Annotated in this window: 16 protein-coding genes, 1 pseudogene and 1 riboswitch; of the genes and pseudogenes, 14 read left to right on the top strand and 3 right to left on the bottom strand. The window is 38.5% G+C overall.

The genetic code is table 11. From position 1 onward, the window contains the following. Positions 1–209: 209 nt before the first annotated feature. Complete coding sequence (locus ACFSY7_RS00810; RefSeq protein WP_380146480.1) at positions 210–1,076, bottom strand: hypothetical protein; 867 nt, start codon at positions 1,074–1,076, stop codon at positions 210–212. 264 nt (positions 1,077–1,340) lie between these two features. Next, positions 1,341–1,724: a hypothetical protein gene (locus ACFSY7_RS00805; protein ID WP_126989385.1), complete on the bottom strand. Its 384-nt coding sequence runs from the start codon at positions 1,722–1,724 to the stop codon at positions 1,341–1,343. Between the two features lie 289 nt (positions 1,725–2,013). Here ACFSY7_RS00805 and ACFSY7_RS00800 point away from each other — a divergent pair, with 289 nt between their 5' ends. The 6 genes and pseudogenes from ACFSY7_RS00800 to ACFSY7_RS00775 form a co-directional block, all read left to right on the top strand. Beyond that, complete coding sequence (locus ACFSY7_RS00800) at positions 2,014–2,298, top strand: sigma-70 family RNA polymerase sigma factor (RefSeq protein ID WP_380146479.1); 285 nt, start codon at positions 2,014–2,016, stop codon at positions 2,296–2,298. A gap of 9 nt (positions 2,299–2,307) precedes the next feature. Further along, positions 2,308–2,532 carry a sigma-70 domain-containing protein gene (locus ACFSY7_RS00795; protein ID WP_380146484.1) on the top strand — a complete coding sequence of 75 codons (225 nt, stop codon included), beginning with the start codon at positions 2,308–2,310 and terminating at the stop codon, positions 2,530–2,532. Next, positions 2,529–2,771: a sigma factor-like helix-turn-helix DNA-binding protein gene (locus tag ACFSY7_RS00790; protein WP_380146478.1), complete on the top strand. Its 243-nt coding sequence runs from the start codon at positions 2,529–2,531 to the stop codon at positions 2,769–2,771. The genes ACFSY7_RS00795 and ACFSY7_RS00790 overlap by 4 nt, the downstream gene beginning before the upstream one ends. Before the next feature lie 357 nt (positions 2,772–3,128). Further along, positions 3,129–4,082 (top strand): oxygen-dependent tRNA uridine(34) hydroxylase TrhO, encoded by a 954-nt coding sequence (gene trhO, locus ACFSY7_RS00785; protein ID WP_380146477.1) that lies wholly within the window; start codon positions 3,129–3,131, stop codon positions 4,080–4,082. 132 nt (positions 4,083–4,214) lie between these two features. Beyond that, the gene (locus ACFSY7_RS00780; protein ID WP_380146476.1) at positions 4,215–5,018 is read left to right on the top strand and encodes a GNAT family N-acetyltransferase; all 804 of its coding nucleotides are present in this window, start codon (positions 4,215–4,217) and stop codon (positions 5,016–5,018) included. 3 nt (positions 5,019–5,021) lie between these two features. After that, positions 5,022–5,132 (top strand): annotated as a pseudogene (locus ACFSY7_RS00775) (acyl-CoA thioesterase); the annotation flags it as partial. Between the two features lie 181 nt (positions 5,133–5,313). Here the strand turns inward: ACFSY7_RS00775 and ACFSY7_RS00770 are convergent. Then, positions 5,314–6,408: a metallophosphoesterase gene (locus ACFSY7_RS00770; protein WP_380146475.1), complete on the bottom strand. Its 1,095-nt coding sequence runs from the start codon at positions 6,406–6,408 to the stop codon at positions 5,314–5,316. A gap of 400 nt (positions 6,409–6,808) precedes the next feature. Here ACFSY7_RS00770 and ACFSY7_RS00765 point away from each other — a divergent pair, with 400 nt between their 5' ends. From ACFSY7_RS00765 to ACFSY7_RS00730, 8 genes are all read left to right on the top strand, one after another. Continuing rightward, the gene (locus ACFSY7_RS00765) at positions 6,809–7,813 is read left to right on the top strand and encodes a YsnF/AvaK domain-containing protein (protein ID WP_380146474.1); all 1,005 of its coding nucleotides are present in this window, start codon (positions 6,809–6,811) and stop codon (positions 7,811–7,813) included. A 246-nt stretch (positions 7,814–8,059) separates the two neighbouring features. Further along, positions 8,060–10,423 carry a DEAD/DEAH box helicase gene (locus tag ACFSY7_RS00760; RefSeq protein ID WP_380146473.1) on the top strand — a complete coding sequence of 788 codons (2,364 nt, stop codon included), beginning with the start codon at positions 8,060–8,062 and terminating at the stop codon, positions 10,421–10,423. Positions 10,424–10,648: 225 nt separating this feature from the next. Beyond that, positions 10,649–11,635 (top strand): glycosyltransferase family 2 protein, encoded by a 987-nt coding sequence (locus tag ACFSY7_RS00755; protein WP_380146472.1) that lies wholly within the window; start codon positions 10,649–10,651, stop codon positions 11,633–11,635. A 2-nt stretch (positions 11,636–11,637) separates the two neighbouring features. Then, positions 11,638–12,018 (top strand): GtrA family protein, encoded by a 381-nt coding sequence (locus ACFSY7_RS00750; RefSeq protein WP_126989393.1) that lies wholly within the window; start codon positions 11,638–11,640, stop codon positions 12,016–12,018. Further along, the gene (locus ACFSY7_RS00745; RefSeq protein ID WP_380146471.1) at positions 12,002–14,551 is read left to right on the top strand and encodes a YfhO family protein; all 2,550 of its coding nucleotides are present in this window, start codon (positions 12,002–12,004) and stop codon (positions 14,549–14,551) included. The genes ACFSY7_RS00750 and ACFSY7_RS00745 overlap by 17 nt, the downstream gene beginning before the upstream one ends. A gap of 780 nt (positions 14,552–15,331) precedes the next feature. Then, positions 15,332–15,607 carry a PucR family transcriptional regulator gene (locus tag ACFSY7_RS00740; protein ID WP_380146483.1) on the top strand — a complete coding sequence of 92 codons (276 nt, stop codon included), beginning with the start codon at positions 15,332–15,334 and terminating at the stop codon, positions 15,605–15,607. Between the two features lie 11 nt (positions 15,608–15,618). Then, positions 15,619–15,776: riboswitch (cobalamin riboswitch) on the top strand. 77 nt (positions 15,777–15,853) lie between these two features. Further along, a complete protein-coding gene (locus ACFSY7_RS00735) occupies positions 15,854–16,663 on the top strand; it encodes a class I SAM-dependent methyltransferase (protein WP_186439590.1) in 810 nt (269 codons plus the stop codon). A gap of 392 nt (positions 16,664–17,055) precedes the next feature. Further along, complete coding sequence (locus ACFSY7_RS00730) at positions 17,056–17,529, top strand: hypothetical protein (protein ID WP_126989400.1); 474 nt, start codon at positions 17,056–17,058, stop codon at positions 17,527–17,529. Positions 17,530–17,645: the final 116 nt, after the last annotated feature.

Here is a 17,645-nt window from a genome sequence, read left to right as displayed (position 1 = left end):
TTATACGCTTGATGTGGCATGACAGACACCTCCTTTTTCGAATAGTATAATAGGAACAGATGTTCTTTTCAACAAATTAGTACTGGCAGAATCATTGGGTTCGCAGAATCCCCCTCCCTACTCACTACGTTCCTTGAGGGAGGGGGATTCTGCGAAGAAATGATAAAAAAGCATCTTAGAATCTAAAGACCCTACGATGCTCGTCTCATTTACTTTTTCATTAATTTATGACCGCGTACCCAGCCATAATCTTTCGTGCCTTTTAGATTTACATAGACAGACACTTTTCCTTGGTATGTTACTTCTTTCAGCATATAAACAGCAGTCCCTTTTTCTAAAGGTTCATTTTCAGCAAAATATTCTGATGAGCCATAGTTGGGTAGTAAATCTGTAGGACCGGTTGTGATGTAAGGTGTTTTCTGTGTTGCTTTGCTATAGGTTTTGGTTGCATTAATTGGTAATTTTTTAAGTAATGATTTTGGCATATAGCCAACATATTCACGGTAACCAGCATCCGCCACTTTCACATAGGTTTTGCCGTTAATATTACGTTTTCCTAAGATAATAACACGAGTGTCGTTATCGATGACATTGTTTTCTGTTTGTGTTACGCCAAAGCGATAATTTAGACGTAAATTATATGCTTTTGTTGGTGTATATTGTTCGACTATACCTAAATCGTCAATACGGTTTAATTTTTTATAGGTACCGTAACGATTTTTAATAGCCTTTACGTGACTTGCCTTTACATAGCCTGTATAAACTACGGTATCGTCAATTTCGCCCCATAAAAGGTCTTTTAAATCTGCATTGTAGTTTGTGAATTTTACTTTATAGTAAGAAACACCATTAATTTTAACTTTTTTCGTCACTTGTATGTATTGATTTTTTTGGATTTTAACAGCTGCTTTTTTTAATGAAGTAGCGCTATAAAGTGATGTTGTTTTAAGTGCTTTATAATCTGTTTTTACTTGTGTCTGTGTTGCGGCCTGTACGGTTGTCTCTGTGCTAAAAGGTGCTATGCTTGACGTCACAAGAGCAGTTGCTAAAAGTGCCGTACCGATAATTTTTTTCATATTTTACGTCCTCTTTTCTCTATAATTTACCAATTATAATAAAATTTTATCATTTAATTAGTTTGCCGAGAAAGTGTATAAGGATATAGAAATCTCACTTACTTTTTAAATAAAAAAGCCTATATAAATGAGGGCGGGATATATGTGCAACAATCCTCTCTTATGAGCGTAAGAAAACCGGAATCGCGCTTTGGGGCGGTTCCGGTTTTTCGTTGCGAACGTTAAAAAAGAGAAATGACGTGTTCTTTCCCAACCTCGTTGCTGTTAATACCAAAATTTTTTATTTGAATCGACATACCCTGTTTGATAATACGTTGTTTTCGTCCATTTGAATTTCGACGACTTCACATAGTAAGTACCACCGCAACTCATGCACCAGCCCTCAAGCTTCACAATTGAATTTTTCTTTACTTTCACTTTTTTCAGCACATAATCCTCCGCATGAGAACGGCCTTTTTTCATCTTATAGACGTAAATTGTTTTTTTGAGCTTGACTGATTTAAAGCCGTACCAGCTATTTGGATTTGGTGAAGAATATGATTTTGCTGTTGCAGTAGTTGGCTGTTGATTACTCAATGTAACGGGACTAGCGAATAATGTGACGCCAAGTGCTAATACAGTTGTTACGTTCAAAAAACTTTTTTTCATATACATAAAGCTCCTTTAATAAAGGTTTTTAAAATAATGTAGCCAATAAATATGCCCTTTTTCATATGAATATAAACGGATTTTCTTATTTTACTCAAAAAAGAACCTTTTGAATTATATTTATAAAATTCATATAAGTCAAATGGCTATTTAAGCGAAAATAATAGTGTAAGAAAACATAAAAATCTCGTGAAATATGGTCCTCTAGATGCCTACTAAACACGTTGTTTTTGCATATAATCTAGTCATAGAAAAAGATTTGAGCTTAAGACGAAAGGTGGATGGCACTATGAGAAAGGTATCAGAAGAAGTTTTACGTGTATGGATAAAACAGGCACAGCAAAACCGAATTGAAGCAACGGAAAAGATTATTGAGCAATTTACGCCTTTATTAAAGTCGTATGCAAAAAAATATAGTAGACATATGCATGCTTATTTTGAAAATCTTTTTCAAATGGGCGTTGTCGGATTACTACATGCCATTAAGAAGTTTGATTTGACAGCAAAAAATCCATTCTATAGCTATGCAGTGTTATGTATTGTTGGGATGATTAAAAATCATTTTCGAAATTGAACATGGGGGATTAAAGTACCGGCAGCTATTAAGCAAAATTATGCTCGCTTTATAGATATATCAGAAGCATTAGAAATTCAGCTTAATCGTCGACCTACTATCGATGAAATTGCGAGAGAAATGGACATTACCGTACAGCTTGCGCAACAAGTATTCGTGAGTTCTATTCATTATCAATCCTTGTCCTTGATGGCAACTATAATAAGGATGATGAAAGTTCATTTGATGAAGTGATAGGGCAAGAAGATTTAAACTTTCAGCAAGTAGAATGTAAAACTTTTTTCCAGCAGTTTGAGACGATTTTATCCAGTCATGAAAAAGAAGTGATTTACAAGCTCTTTTTAGAAGAGTGGCCGCAATCGCGTATTGCGAGTTATTTAAATGTATCTCAAATGCAAATATCTCGCTTACGAAAGCATGCATTAAATAAAATCAAACGAATGCTCGAAAAAGAGCAGCTCAGCTATATTTAATTTATAGACGTGGACGAAGATGGGAATTGAAACATGTATGGTAGCTTATGAAGCGACAAGCCGTTAGGAGTTTTTCTCATTACCAATCAGAAAATAACTATCAAATGACTATCTCATGGAAATATTCATAATTAAACTTTAAGGGTATGTAGCTTCTGACCATACAAAAAAACTCGGTCATTTCAAAGAATTTTAAGGAGTTGTTTTTTGGAGAAGAATCGATGAAAATATAATTTCTTTGCTTTCCTTACAAAAAAAACGTAGAATATATGATATAGTGCCTTTTTTAAGAGGACGCTGTATGGATTTAATACCTAAATGTATCCTGCAAATATGAGATAGGTGGAAGAAGAAATTATGAATTATCGTGTTTTATTGTATTATCATTATACAACAATTGAGAACCCAGAGTTATTCTCTAAAGAGCATTTAGCTGCTTGTAAAGCAATTGGCTTGAAGGGTCGTATCCTAGTAGCAAATGAAGGTATCAACGGTACAGTTTCTGGTACGGTTGAGCAAACAAATGCATATATGGAAATGATGAAAGCAGATCCTGTATTTAACGGTATCGTTTTCAAAATTGATGAAGCAGAAGGCCATGCATTCAAAAAAATGCACGTACGTCCTCGTCCAGAGCTTGTTAACTTAGGCTTAGGTGAAGATGTAAATCCGCTTGAACTAACAGGTCGTCATTTATCACCAGAAGACTTCTTAGCAGAAATGCAAAAAGAAGACACAGTTGTACTTGACGTTCGTAACACATATGAATATGATGTCGGTCACTTCCGTGGCGCGATTCGTCCAGATGTCGAAACATTCCGTGACACACCAGAGTGGGTCCGCGAAAATCGTCATTTATTTGAAGGAAAAAATGTTTTAACATACTGCACAGGCGGTATCCGCTGTGAAAAATTCTCAGGCTGGATGAAGCGTGAAGGATTTGGTGATGTTGGTCAATTACATGGCGGCGTTGCCACATACTGTAAAGATGAAAAAACAAAAGGCCAACTTTGGGACGGCCAAATGTATGTCTTTGATGAACGTTTAACAGTGCCAATCAACCAAGTTGAGCATGTGGTAGTCGGTCGTGACCATTTTGATGGTGAGCCTTGCGAACGTTATATTAACTGTGCAAACCCAGAATGTAATAAACAAATTTTAGCATCTGAAGAAAATGAAGCGAAGCATTTAGGTGGCTGTACAATCGAATGTACGAAGCATGAACGTAACCGCTACATCGTGCGTCACAATCTTTCACAAGAACAAGTGACAGCGGCAATTGAAGCATTAGAAGCTGAAACAGTAAAATAAATTGTTAAACTAGAGGAGCTACGTTTAGGCGTAGTTCTTTTTTTGTTTAAAAATATACATGTTTACACGTAAACAATTTGCTTTTTTATTAATATTTGTTATATTTATCCAAATTATAAAAGGGGTGATTCGATGATTCGACTGTTAACACAGGCAGACCATGAGCACGTCATGGCACTCGTTAGCGATAAGCCGGCTGAGAATTTGTTTATTATTGGTGACATTGAGGCATTTGGCTATGATGCAGAAATTCAGCAGCTATGGGGCCAATTTGAAGAAGATACGCTAATCGCGATATTACTGCGCTATGACCGCAACTTTATTCCATATAGCAAACGTGATTTTTATGATGTGGATGGCTTTGCGGACATTATTTTACAGCATGATGGCGACTTTGAGCTATCAGGTCTGTTAGAAGTTGTAGCACCACTTAAGGAAAAATTTCAGTTCAAAACGTATCGTGACAGCACATTATATTACGCTAAATGTGAAAAACTAGCTTATGACACGAAGCAGCGTGATTATTCGAATGTAACGACATTACAGCCGCATGAATACGAGGAAAATATTGATATGCTCAAGTCGATACCTGAATTTGTGCATGGCGCATTATCAATTGAGGTACGAAAGCGCGAAGCAAAAAACAATACTGGTCGTACATACATTTTGCGCAATGATGAAGATGTGATGGTTGCCTCCGCTTCAACAACTGCGGAAAATTCACAGTCGGCGATGATTGTCAGCGTAGGAACGAATCCCCCGTATAAGCGTAAAGGCTATGCAACAATCTGTATGGAGAAGTTATGTAGCGATATGTTTAAAACAGGTCGTACATTATGTTTGTTTTATGATAATCCAGAAGCGGGACGCATTTATAAGCGCCTAGGATTTGAAGATAGTGGCTACTGGTCAATGACACGTTATAACAGTGGGTAAAGTATGAAAAAAACATTAGTGGCAGTGCTTGATTTTCGTGTGAATGTATACGATATTGATGCGATGGGTATCGTTAGTAATCTTGTGTATATTCGCTGGTTTGATAATTTACGTATGACATAGAAAAACCGGAACTGCGCTGTCGCGCGGTTCCGGTTTTTCGTTGCGAACGCTAAAAAAGGAACATGACGTGTTTTGTCCCAGCCACGTTTTTTTGATGGCAAAATAAAACCACCTTTCTTGAAGTGTAGACTGAAAAAGGTGGTTGAATGAGAAGTTAGCGACGATGCGCTTTTTATTTTGGCTTAACGTTTACGATCACATATTCTGAATGATGCTCTGTACGGATTGGGTAGCCCCAGCCGGCGATACCTGACGAGACAATTTGCTGCATATGAGACCAATCCTTTTTACCGTAGCTGACCTGTCCCATTAATTCAATCACATATCCAGCCGGCCAAATTTGACCACCATGTGTGTGACCAGACATCATTAAATCGACAGCTAGGGCATTATTTTCTTTTGTTTCGACGGGTTGATGGTCCATCAGTAATAAAAAATCATCCGCATCGGTTTTTTTCATTAATTGTGCGGTTGTTTTTCGTGGAGCTAGCGACAAATCGCGGCGACCGATTAATGTGAACTGATCATCAACTGTTGTGATAGCATCATCTAAAATTTTAATGGTATTTTTTGTGATGGCATCATCTAGCTGCTGCTTTGAATAGTTTTTGTTGTTCGAATAGTTGGACTCATCATGATTACCATATACATAATAGGTACCGAATCGACTGTCAATCGTACCGAGCACCTCAAATGCCATCTGAAGTTCATCAAGTGTTGTACGTTCATCGACCAAATCTCCGCCAAGTAGTACAATATCTGGCTTCTGCTGTTCGATTTCACGTGCATATTTTTCAAGACCATTACGATCTAACGTCAGACCGGTATGCAAGTCCGAAATAAAAGCGATTTTATAACCACTTGCCGGAATCGCTTTTTCTGTTTCAACGGTATAGGTTGTTTTGATTGGGTGATGAATATTGTAATAGCCATAGACCATTAGACAAGCTGTCGCAATTAATGGAATAAGTGTAATGTGATGCAACTTTGCAAGTTTTTCAGGTAACCATTTGCGTGTTAGGAGGTAAAGAATATCGCAAACAATTGCTAATGCCGCGATATGAAGCACAATAATAAGCCATGAGCTAAAGAAATTTAGCGTTGGTGCCATAACAATCACCGCTAAAACGATACTAATGATGCGAATTCGTTTTGTTTTCTTTTGCGGAAAAAACACATGGAGTGCTCGTCGAATTAACACATAAATGTAATAGGCGAGGGATAGCATAATAATGAGAAAGACGCCAAGTGCAAGAACAAAATTCATAGTGACTACCTCGAACTTTCTTAGAAGGAATTAATACAGTTCGTATTAGAGTTAATTTTAATGAATAGCATGTGCACTATGCAACAATTAGAGCCGATATGACAAGTTGAACTACAAAATAGTGCGCAAAAAATTACTAACTTTGATAAAAGGGCAAGTTAAAAAAGAAAAAAGCATTTTTTTATAAAAAAACGTAATTTTATGACTTATTCAATGGATTTATATCATAAAATTGATTTTTTTAAAATTTCTAAAATCCTTATGTAAAGCAATTTCTAAAGAGATTAAGCTCTAAAAAATATAATCTTGTGTTTATTGTTGAAATAACAAGGTAATAAGTAGTGATAAGTAATAAATTTTCAATGAAAATATGCTTTAACATAAACAGGAGGAATGAGAAATGGATACAAACAATAGTAAATTGTACGGAATTTATGATACGGAAGTAGAATTACAGAACGAAATGGATCGCCTTCGTGAACAAGGTTATAGCGAAGAGGATATGTATATCGTTTCTAAACGTAATGACGAGCTATCAATGTATCATGGTTCGGCAGATGTTCATAATGAGCATGCTGAGGAGGGCTCATGGTGGGATCGCTTTAAAGCCTTTATGATGGGTGAAGATTCTGTGCGTAATCAGCACTTTACGCAAATGGGAATTCCTGAAGAGGACCGTGATCGTTATTATGGCGATTTAGAAGCCGGTAAACTATTCTTATACGTTGATAAAGATAAGGGCTACGGCACATATTTTGCAGAAAATTCTACAGGTTATGACACGACAACAGGTACGGTAACAGGTGCAGCTTCAACTAATTATACAGAAAAAGAGCCTACCTTAGACCCGACGAATGATGCAACATTAAATGACACAGCTTATAATACGAATAACGCATTTGATGATACAACGCACAATACGGCATTAAATGAAACGGCACATCATGATGCAACGATTGATGATACGCTAAATCATACGGATGATGAGGAAGCGCGTTTACGTCTTCACGAGGAACAGCTTGAAATTGAAAAGAATCGTGTGCAAACGGGTGAAGTGCAAGTTGATAAGCATGTTGTAGAAGAGGAAAAAGTAATTGAAGTGCCAGTAGAACGAGAAGAAGTGTATATCGAGCGACGCCCAGTAGATGGCACAGCATCGGTAGACACTGATACAGCATTTAATAACGGAACAGAACCGTATGAAAATGATGGTAAAATCCATATCCCTGTTTCTGAAGAACAAATCGAAGTAACGAAAAAAGATGTTGTAACAGAAGAAATCGTGGTCGGTAAACGAAAAGTAATGGATACAGAGCGCGTTTCTGAAACAGTGCGTCGTGAAGAAGCAGATATTACAGATACAACGAATTCGCTTGATCCGACAGATAAAGACCGTCCGCTTTAATGAATGAAACAAACAGTAGGCTAAAATAAGTTATATTCGAAATAGAAGCGTATAAGTAAGGAGGAACCGTGCTTTGGCATGGTTCCTTTTTTGCGTGGAATTGACTAGAAATCCGCATTGCATATTAGAAATAGTCTAAAAAGGCGTTCATTGGAAGATTGATTAGTTCCCTTCCTATCTTCGTTTCTTTTTTGTGATAAAAGTTTGTTATAATAAGGGAACAAACATTCGGAAAGGAATAGTAATGTGCAAAAGAAAACGATACAAGAAGTTATTTTCGAAATAAAAGAGCGCGTAGAAAAAACACAGCGCAAGCAAGCGCAGCTTAATTGTCGTACTTTTTTACGAAAGCTTGGCTACAAAGCGCGGTCACAGCGACTGATTGATGACGTAGCAAAGGAAGTGGAAAAACAGGGACTCGTATTTGTATTTGAAAAAGGGATTCATAGCTGGAAAGAGATTGACCCAGATGGGACCTTAATCTGGCGGTTAGCGACAACACCAACGAAACAACCTGCTACTTTACAGCGCATTACTTGCGGAGGGCGGTTACGAGAGTATCCACTCTATGCCTATCAGTTGGAGGCTATTAAAACGATTAATGAAGCCTATCGTAAATACACACAGATGCGAGGGTTATTAGTGTTGCCAACAGGTGGCGGCAAAACAACGACCGCGGTGGAATGGGTGCTACCACATTTATTAAAAGGGAAGCAGGTGCTATGGCTCGCGCATCGGCATGAGCTTTTAGAGCAGGCCTATCACGCGATCGTAACAGCGGCACAGTTTCAGCCTAGTGATTTACCGGCTATATCTTATCGCATCATTTCAGGTAAGCATGCGCATAGTAAAACACTTTCGACTGAGCAACTCGTCATTGCAAGTAAGGATAGCTTAGTAGCACATCCGGAGAACCTGGCTCGTTGGGCACAGGAGCAGGATGTGATTGTCATCGTGGATGAGGCACATCACGCGGTGGCAACGACGTATCAACAAGTTATTGAGCAAGTACGGAAGGCTGCTACGACGATGCAAGTACTGGGTTTGACGGCGACGCCATTTCGGACAGATGAAGAGGAAAAGGGCGCGCTCAAAAGGCTTTTTACGCATGATATTATATTTAAACGAGATTTGAAAACATTGATTGCAGCCGGTATGCTAGCAGAACCCATTTTCTTAGATTTGAAGACGGATGTAACAGTAGGCGAGGAAATGACAACAGTGCAAAAGCAAGCAATTGAGCGCTTTGACACATTACCTGATCAAATTGTTACACAGCTCGTTAAAAATCAAAGGCGAAATCATTTGATTGTGAGTGAATATGTACGTAATGCTAAAAAATATCGTAAAACGATTATTTTTGCCATTAATCAGGCACATGCGCTGACACTTCATACATTAATGCAGCAGCAAGGCGTTAAATGTGGTGTCGTCATTTCACAGCAGGCACAGAAAAACGCAGCTGTCATTAATGCATTTCGAGCAGGAGAGCTCGATGTTTTAATCAATGTGAATATCTTGACGGAGGGAGCTGATTTTCCAGATGTACAGACGGTTTTCCTCGCGCGTCCTACCACATCAAGTATTTTAATGACACAAATGATTGGGCGTGCGCTGCGTGGAAAAGCAGCAGGTGGTACACAGCAGGCCTATATTGTGAGCTTTGTAGATGATTGGATGGAGCATATCACCTGGGCAAACTCGCAGCGCTTAGTTGAAGGACCGGACCGTCTAAATGAGGCAATGGCACACAATCGTGTTGCTACAACAAGGATGATTTCGGCACCGTTAATTGAAAAAATTACAGCTGAATTAGCCAATTCCTTTGATGCTTCCCGGATGACGCATGTGACGTTTTCCGAAAGTGTGCCGATTGGGATGCTAGCATTTTCCTATTTGCTGCCAGATGCTGAGGTACAGGTAGAAATTTTAGTATATGACCATTTAAAAGAAGGCTTTCATCAAATGCGAAAAGAACTGCCACTTGTTTGTGCGGCTTATCCATTAACTGATTATCCAGAGGAACGGGTGCTACGTGCCATTGCACGTGAGCTAGAAGTGCGCTGCTTTACGGGAAATTACCAGGCGCCTACGATTGAACGCCACGATTTAGTTGCTATTATTCGTCGTTATATTCAAACGAAGCAGTTCCCGCCGTTATTTTATTTTACAGAGCGTCAAGAGGTCGATTTAACGGCACTTGCGACCAATATTTTGTCACAAGATATGGGACCAAAAAAGAAAGCGGATTTTTTACAGCACTACTGGCATGAGCATAAGTTTACGCAAATTTATTTCAATTATAATGAATATTACTTTCGCCATTGTGTAGATGGGGAGCTACTGCGTATCGAGCTAGCGCCTCATCGTTTAGAAGATGTATCATTGAAAGTTTGGCGAAAGGAACAACCTGCACTCTACCGTCGTATTGTTGCTGACCTCTTTAGGCAGGCACGTGTCAAAGGTGGCTATAAATGTGAAAAAACAGGCATCGTTAGTGCGGATAAAAAAGACTTTGTGTTAGCGTATCGAACCCCTTTATCGAAGGGAGGTAAGACAAATTTGCAAAATTTACAATTAATTAGCAAAAAATTAACGTTTCCTCGGTAAAAGAGGGAACTTTTTTTTGTTTAAAACGTGATATATGGGAAAGATAGGAATTGGAGGGGAATTTACATACATATGTAACTGCTTGGACAGCAGAGGATTTACATGGAAAAGTATCCATGTGTATTAGTTTTAGGATATTTGCCATATGACTTTTTAAGTAAAGTTTAATAATTAGCTTTTTAGGCAAAGGTAATTAGTAGATTCTTATTAAAGGGGGATATTATCATGTCAACGATTTCGTTTATTTTACCGGCATTTAATGAAGAAGAAAATGTGCCGAAAATTTACGAAGCGATCTACAAAGAAGTACAGCAAATGCCGTACGATTACGAAATCATTTATATTGATGACGGAAGTGAGGATAACACGTTAGAAAAAATCAAAGCATTGCAACAACAAGATTGTCATGTGAAATATATTTCTTTCTCACGTAACTTTGGGAAAGAAGCGGCAATTTATGCAGGGCTACAACATGCAGAAGGGGATGCGGTACTACTGATGGATAGTGATCTTCAGCATCCACCGTCTCTTATGCGTGATATGATTGCAGGTTACGAGGCAGGCTATCATCAAGTAGTTGCATGTCGCGACCGCCAAGGTGAAAGTGCGGTTCACCGAGGCATTACCAATTTATTTTATCGCTTAATTAATAAAATGAGTTCAGTAGAGCTTGAAAACGGAGCAGGAGATTTCCGATTATTAAGTCGTAAAGCTGTGAATGCATTGTTGTCATTAAGTGAAAATAATCGTTTCTCAAAAGGTCTCTTCGAATGGATTGGCTTATCGAAGAAAAATATTTATTATGAAAATGTTGAACGTCAACATGGCGAAACAAAATGGTCATTTAGTATGCTATTGTCTTATGCCATTGATGGCGTTTTATCGTTTAATACAAAACCGCTCCGCATTTGTCTTTATTTAGGTTTACTCTTTATGTTTGGTGGTAGCCTGTATATTGCAGCAATGCTAGGAAGTATTTTCATTCAAGGGATTGAGGTGCCAGGCTACTTTACCACAATTTCGGCGGTACTAATTTTAGGTGGTCTACAGCTTGTTAGTCTAGGTGTTATCGGTGAATACATCGGTCATATTTATAATGAGGTAAAACGTCGCCCACACTATATTGTCGGGGAAGCAAATGTAGATCGTTCATTAAAAATTGTGAAATTTGAGCCGAAAAAATTAAAATTAAAACAGAAAAAGAGTAGCTAATAATGAATACAAAAAATGAATATATTAAATTTATTGTTGTTGGCGTTCTGAATACAGCACATTACTATGCGTGGTATGTGCTGTTTTATTCGGTTGTAGGCTTGCCTTATTTGGTAAGTCATATTGTGGCAACAATTATTAGTATGATTGGTTCATATTTTATGAACGTTTATTTTACGTATAGAGAAAAACCGTCGTGGAAATCTTTTTTATTATTCCCATTGACGCAACTTACGAATATTGCCATTCAAACCATTTGTATGTACGTGTTTGTAGACTGGCTCCATTTATCACCTTATTTTGCACCGATTGCAACAGTAATCATTAGTGTGCCTATTACTTTTGTTGTAACGAGGAGGATCATTCGTGTTTCAAAAACGTAAGGCATCTTTAGTCATCATGCTATTTAGTATGATGGCTTTTTCTATCATAGCCCATTTATTTTTCATCATTATGTGGCAGCAAGGATTTGTGATGAAAGGCATTAATGATGGTCTTTCACAAATGTTGCCGTTTAAGCAGTTTATTTATGATAAGTATGTAGCGGGTGATTTTTTCTATGCGGCTGATTTCGGATTAGGAGGCGGCTTTTTTAGCTCCATTGCTTATTATTTCACAACGAATTTATTTTTCTTACCATGGGTACTCTTGACGTGGCTTGCGAGTATGTTAATCGGTTTCACGCCAAATTTTGAATACTGGACAGCGCTTGTTATACCGATGAGCATTGTCAAACAAACAGCGGTTTTTTATGTGGCATATTTATTTTTACGTAAAGTAACGAATATGCCGCGTGGTGCGTATGTCGGAGCGGCTGTTTATGCGCTAAGTCCGTTCTTTTTCCGTCATGAGGTGTATTGGGATATTTTAACGGATTCGCTATTTTGGGTTCCACTTATGTTACTCGGTATCGAAAAAATAATTCGCAAGGAATCTTCACTGCTCTTTATTTTAGCAGTCGCACTTGTTATGATTAGTAATTTTTATTTATCGTATATGACATTATTAATTGGGGCAATTTATGCGATTGCGAGGATGTTCTACCACTTTACAGAAAATGAGCAGTCAGTGAAGCAACAATTATGGCGCTATATTGGAGGTGGTCTAGTAGCAGCGGGCATTGCAAGCTTTGCCTTTATTCCAGCGGCCTATAGCTTTATTGGCAATGTGAGACCACCATATAAAGACGCGATTAAATTATTTGATATAAACGATGATATTTTTACGAATCCGCGTGTACTATGGGTTCCAGTCTTTATTTTTGTGCTATTTTTCGTTAAGGAATTGTATCAACATCGTTTATTCCGCTTCTTTGCGGTGTTGTCCATTGTCGGTATTATGGCGCATTTTATTCCGTATGTAGGCAGTATGTTTAATGGCTTTTCAGCACCTCAACAGCGCTGGGAATCGATTATTATTTTGAGCTTCGGGGCGATGCTTGCGATTGCGCTAAATAGTGCCAGCTATTGGCATTTCAAACGTTGGCCATTAATTGCGGCTATTTTATCAATTATGACATTATTTTTATATAAATGGTTATCACCTGATCATGCTATTTCAAATGGCTTGATAATTATCTCACTACTATGGCTCGCCTTTTTCATCGTCTTTTACTATCGTAAATGGGCATTTAAATGGCTAGCGGTCAGTATAGTCGTTGTTGTATTGATCGAGGCGAATATTTTCTCGGCCAATTTAGCAAATGGTGGTGAAGGGGTAGCAACAAAATCGTTTATTTATTCACAGGCGTATCACGCACATGAACAAGAAAACCTTGTACAATGGATGCAACAGCAACTGACATCAACGGATAATCGTATTGATTGGCTTGTACCAACGCGTAATAATACGCCAATGGTCCAGGATTTTAAAGGAACGAGCGTTTATTCAAGTATTTTAAATGGTGATTTACTGCATTTTTATTTGCGTGATTTACAAATTGATATGGGGCGAGAAAGTGTCAGCCGTTATGGCACACTTGGTAATCGTACGAATTTAATGGCGCTTGAGCAAGTGCAGTTTTATATGCGTCCTAGCAGCGACGAATCTGTGCCATACGGTTATGAGCTGGCAAAACAAACAACGAATTACCGTGCATACGAGAACACAGATTTATTACCCGTGTTCCGTGTGACAAATGAATCATATAATGAGCAGGCTCTTGAAAAAGCACCGGTACTTGCAAAAGAGCAGGCGATGCTAAAAGGTGTTATTCGCGAAGCCGGTACGATTACGGCACCTGAAGTCGCAACGATACCTATTAAACAGACGAAGGTTGAAGGCGCTACGTGGGTAAACAATGAATTGATTGTCGACGGAGAATCAGGTCACATTCAATTAACATTAGATACACCAAAGCGTATGAAAACGCTATATGTTCAAATGCATATTGAAGGAATTAAACATCCAACAGGCTTTACACTTCAAGTGAATGAATATAAAACAACACGTAAAAAATCAAATTCGATTTATCGAACAGGTTTTAATGATGTGACAGTCGCTGTAGATGCAGCGAAAACGGTGACCATCACGCTGCCTAAAGGGCATTATCAACTAGGTGATTTAGCGATTTACGGGGAAGATTATCAAACACTTGATAAAGCACTTGAGCGTAAAAACACAGCGCAGATGATTTGGGATAATGGCAAGGCCTTTGGGGAAGTTACGGCACAAGATGGTGATGTGCTCGCAACCTCTATTCCATATGGCAAAGGTTGGCGTGCGACTGTAGATGGTAAGAAAGTAACAGTAGAAAAAGTGAATTATGCATTTGTTGGCATTCCACTTGAAAAAGGTAAGCATACGGTCGAGTTCACGTATTTACCACCGTATTGGCCAATTGCCGCCTGGCTTTCAATTTTGTCAGTCCTTGTATTGCTCGTATTAAGAATATATAAAGCTAAAAAAATGAACTAACGAGACAATATAAAAAGAAAAAGACACTTTCAAAGGGGATAAAACCTTTGGAGGTGTTTTTTGATGAAAAAAAGTGTATTCATACGAAACAAAAATGAAAGCCACTCAAGATGAAGTTGGCAAATGTGACAGTGAATGAAATGGTGAGGTATGTGGGATTAAAAATAACACACAAATTTATTAATGGATGAAATGGTGTAAAGACGGAGATGTGCATCGGTTACAACAACCTCTTGGAAAACAATACAGCTATGGGAAAGGTATATCTAAAATGACTTTGCCTGATTATTAGCACTCAATCAAAAAAGGCGTTATCATGAGCATGCCCTTCAAACATATATCAACTATGATAATCATACGCGAATTTTGGCAAAGTTAAACCCCAGTTGCATACCAGAAAAAGAGGGTTTAACAAGAATTTGACGGCGACTCCTAGGGGAGCCCTAGCCCTTAGCATGAGTGGAAGACCCCGCAGTGAGCTTGCGAGCGAGGAGGCTTCCACCATGCCCCAGGAAAGCGTCCGTCAAATTCAGTTGAAAGGTATTGTTTTTTTCTTTGTCTCACTTTCGTGGGTCAGTTCAAACATTTGTAGGTATTTTTTGATGGAAAAAAAGTGTATTCATACGAAACAAAACGGAAAGCCATTAGAGGTGAAGGAATAGAAAGCCGGTGAAATACATCATAAAATGGAGCTAGATGTTTGTTCTAGTACCTTTTTAAGTGTTTATAACTATAATTTAATAACCAAAATATGAAAAGTTAGGTGTCAATCAATTGTTTATGAAGCAGGACCCAGAGGCGATTACGCAGTTTTTAACGCAAACACTCGCCCCCCTTCAAACGCCACGTGCACAGGCTAGTGAGCTAGAGGACACGCTGCGAAGCTATATCTATCACAGTCGTTCTATTACAAAAACCGCAGCTGCGCTTCATATTCAACAAAATACGCTCTATCATCGTCTTACGAAAATCGAAGAGCTTGTGCAAATGAATTTAAATGATTGGAACGATTATCTAGCATTATCACTCGCATTCCATCTACAACAATTTGAGTAATCATGCTATGCTTTAACTATCAAGTATTCATTCATATAGGGAAATGAGTGCAAAGCTCATGCAGCCCCCGCTACTGTAATGCTGACGACTTCACAAAAACCACTGAAAGGGAAGGTGTGAACGAGGATGATGCACAGCCAGGATACCTATTGCAATACTTGAATCACATGCTTTTCGGTGGGAGAAGCAGGGGCTTTTTTGTCGCTCCTTTTTTCAACCAAAGTCAAGCAACAAGGAGTGAACAGAATGCAAGGCCCATTAAAAATTGATTTTGAAAAAATATGGCAAGAAGGTATGCACGACTGGCAAGGGAATATGCCGGAGCGAATGGTTGATGATGCACTCGAAGAAGATTTCTGGCGTCAATCCATGCAACGTAAAAAGCCGAAACAAACCGATGCCCATGCTATCCCTATTTTTGACGCAATGAAGACGCATATTTCCCCGCAGGACTCTGTACTTGAAATCGGTCCGGGTTGGGGTAATTATACCTTTCCATTAGAAGAGTATGCGGCTAGTCTAAGCTGTGTGGATAGCTCAGAAAGCGTACTCAGTTATTTAGCACAGTATACAAATGCAGCACTTATTCACGGAAAATTTGAAACATTACCTCTTGAGCCACATGATGTTGTCGTAGGGGTCAATTGTTTTTACCGTATGTATCATATGAATGCAACCTTACGAAAGATGAATGCGCTCGCACGAAAAAAGGCGATTATCGGTATGACAACAGGACCTATCCAGCCGCATTATGAAGTACTAGATAAGCAGTTCGGCTATGCTATTAAATATCCACGCCGAGATTATATTGAAATTTTAAATATGCTGTATCAGCTCGGTATTTTTGCTGATTGCCAAATGCTGCCGCTTGAACGCATTTATACATATCCAACAAAGGAAGCCTTACTGACCGCACAAAGTAAAAAAATTCGCGACAATGCGTATCAGCTTGAGCATGTTGAACAGGCGTTGGCTGATTTTGTTACCTATGACGGGGAGCAATATATATACAAGCATCGTTTTTATGCGGCTATTATTTCATGGACACCACAATAGAAAAAATGTAGACATGTTTACGTATTTACATGTCTACGTTTTTGTGCGTAAACTTCTAATAGCTGTGCGGCGAGATGCTTCATTTCACTTCCGAGTTGATCGCGTACCCTGCGAAATGCTTGTAGCTGTTCTAGATAATCCTGTTGTACAAGCGGCTCTTCAATAGAAATATGAATATGTAGTTTTGTTTAAATTGAAATATGCACACCTACTTTTTCCTCATAAATCTTGTGAATGAATAATGCAGTAGCATGCATAAATAATTTGCGAATATGCTAAACATTTTCTCAGACGTAACCGATTTTCATACGCTTTAAGCAATTTAATAGAGACTCTTACCTATTGCCTGTATAATGGAGGATAACATAAATAGTAAGAGGAGCCGATTCGACATGAATCACTACGCAACGGATTATATACGTGTTGGTGAAGCATTGAATATTGTGGAGTGTCGCCTGTACCAATTGGATTATCACATGCGTCATGAGCTTGATGGACATATCGAACAGTGGCAGGAGCGTCAAATGATTTATGGCTTGCTACAAGCTGTATATATTCGTTTATATGAGCTGAATGAGATTGATGATGTGACGTTAGTGTGCAAGCATGAGCGTACGGATTTATCGAGTGCTACAGCCGTATTAACATTTAGAAAAATGTATTTTATTAGTGATCAAGTCGTGCGCCACTATCCCGCAGATTTTGAAAGATATTGGGCATCGCGCATTACCATTGAGCAATTTACGCCGCTAAGTGACGCTATTTGGCAACAGTTGAATCATGCGATGCAGCAAAAAATTCAACTCGATGGTGAAGCGGATGTTGCACGAGAGATTAAACTACTACAACGATTTTTAGCTGAATAATTAATGAAACCCTTCGACGAAACTGTCGAAGGGTTTTTTAATCGTTTGCTAGCAAATCGTCAGAACGCTAGAAAGCGGGTTTTGGCTACGACATATTTCAAAATATGTGCCAATTA

Source organism: Kurthia populi (genome assembly GCF_042686175.1).
Taxonomy (GTDB): domain Bacteria; phylum Bacillota; class Bacilli; order Bacillales_A; family Planococcaceae; genus Kurthia; species Kurthia populi.
This window is presented reverse-complemented; position numbering and strand designations above follow the sequence as displayed.

Excerpts from the sequence above, each read along its gene's own strand:
- ACFSY7_RS00730 (WP_126989400.1), top strand. The coding sequence starts at position 17,056 with ATGAATCACTACGCAACGGATTATATACGTGTTGGTGAAGCATTGAAT.
- trhO (WP_380146477.1), top strand. The coding sequence starts at position 3,129 with ATGAATTATCGTGTTTTATTGTATTATCATTATACAACAATTGAGAAC.
- ACFSY7_RS00765 (WP_380146474.1), top strand. The coding sequence starts at position 6,809 with ATGGATACAAACAATAGTAAATTGTACGGAATTTATGATACGGAAGTA.
- ACFSY7_RS00755 (WP_380146472.1), top strand. The coding sequence starts at position 10,649 with ATGTCAACGATTTCGTTTATTTTACCGGCATTTAATGAAGAAGAAAAT.
- ACFSY7_RS00750 (WP_126989393.1), top strand. The coding sequence starts at position 11,638 with ATGAATACAAAAAATGAATATATTAAATTTATTGTTGTTGGCGTTCTG.
- ACFSY7_RS00770 (WP_380146475.1), bottom strand. The coding sequence starts at position 6,408 with ATGAATTTTGTTCTTGCACTTGGCGTCTTTCTCATTATTATGCTATCC.
- ACFSY7_RS00740 (WP_380146483.1), top strand. The coding sequence starts at position 15,332 with ATGAAGCAGGACCCAGAGGCGATTACGCAGTTTTTAACGCAAACACTC.
- ACFSY7_RS00735 (WP_186439590.1), top strand. The coding sequence starts at position 15,854 with ATGCAAGGCCCATTAAAAATTGATTTTGAAAAAATATGGCAAGAAGGT.
- ACFSY7_RS00780 (WP_380146476.1), top strand. The coding sequence starts at position 4,215 with ATGATTCGACTGTTAACACAGGCAGACCATGAGCACGTCATGGCACTC.
- ACFSY7_RS00800 (WP_380146479.1), top strand. The coding sequence starts at position 2,014 with ATGAGAAAGGTATCAGAAGAAGTTTTACGTGTATGGATAAAACAGGCA.
- ACFSY7_RS00810 (WP_380146480.1), bottom strand. The coding sequence starts at position 1,076 with ATGAAAAAAATTATCGGTACGGCACTTTTAGCAACTGCTCTTGTGACG.
- ACFSY7_RS00805 (WP_126989385.1), bottom strand. The coding sequence starts at position 1,724 with ATGAAAAAAAGTTTTTTGAACGTAACAACTGTATTAGCACTTGGCGTC.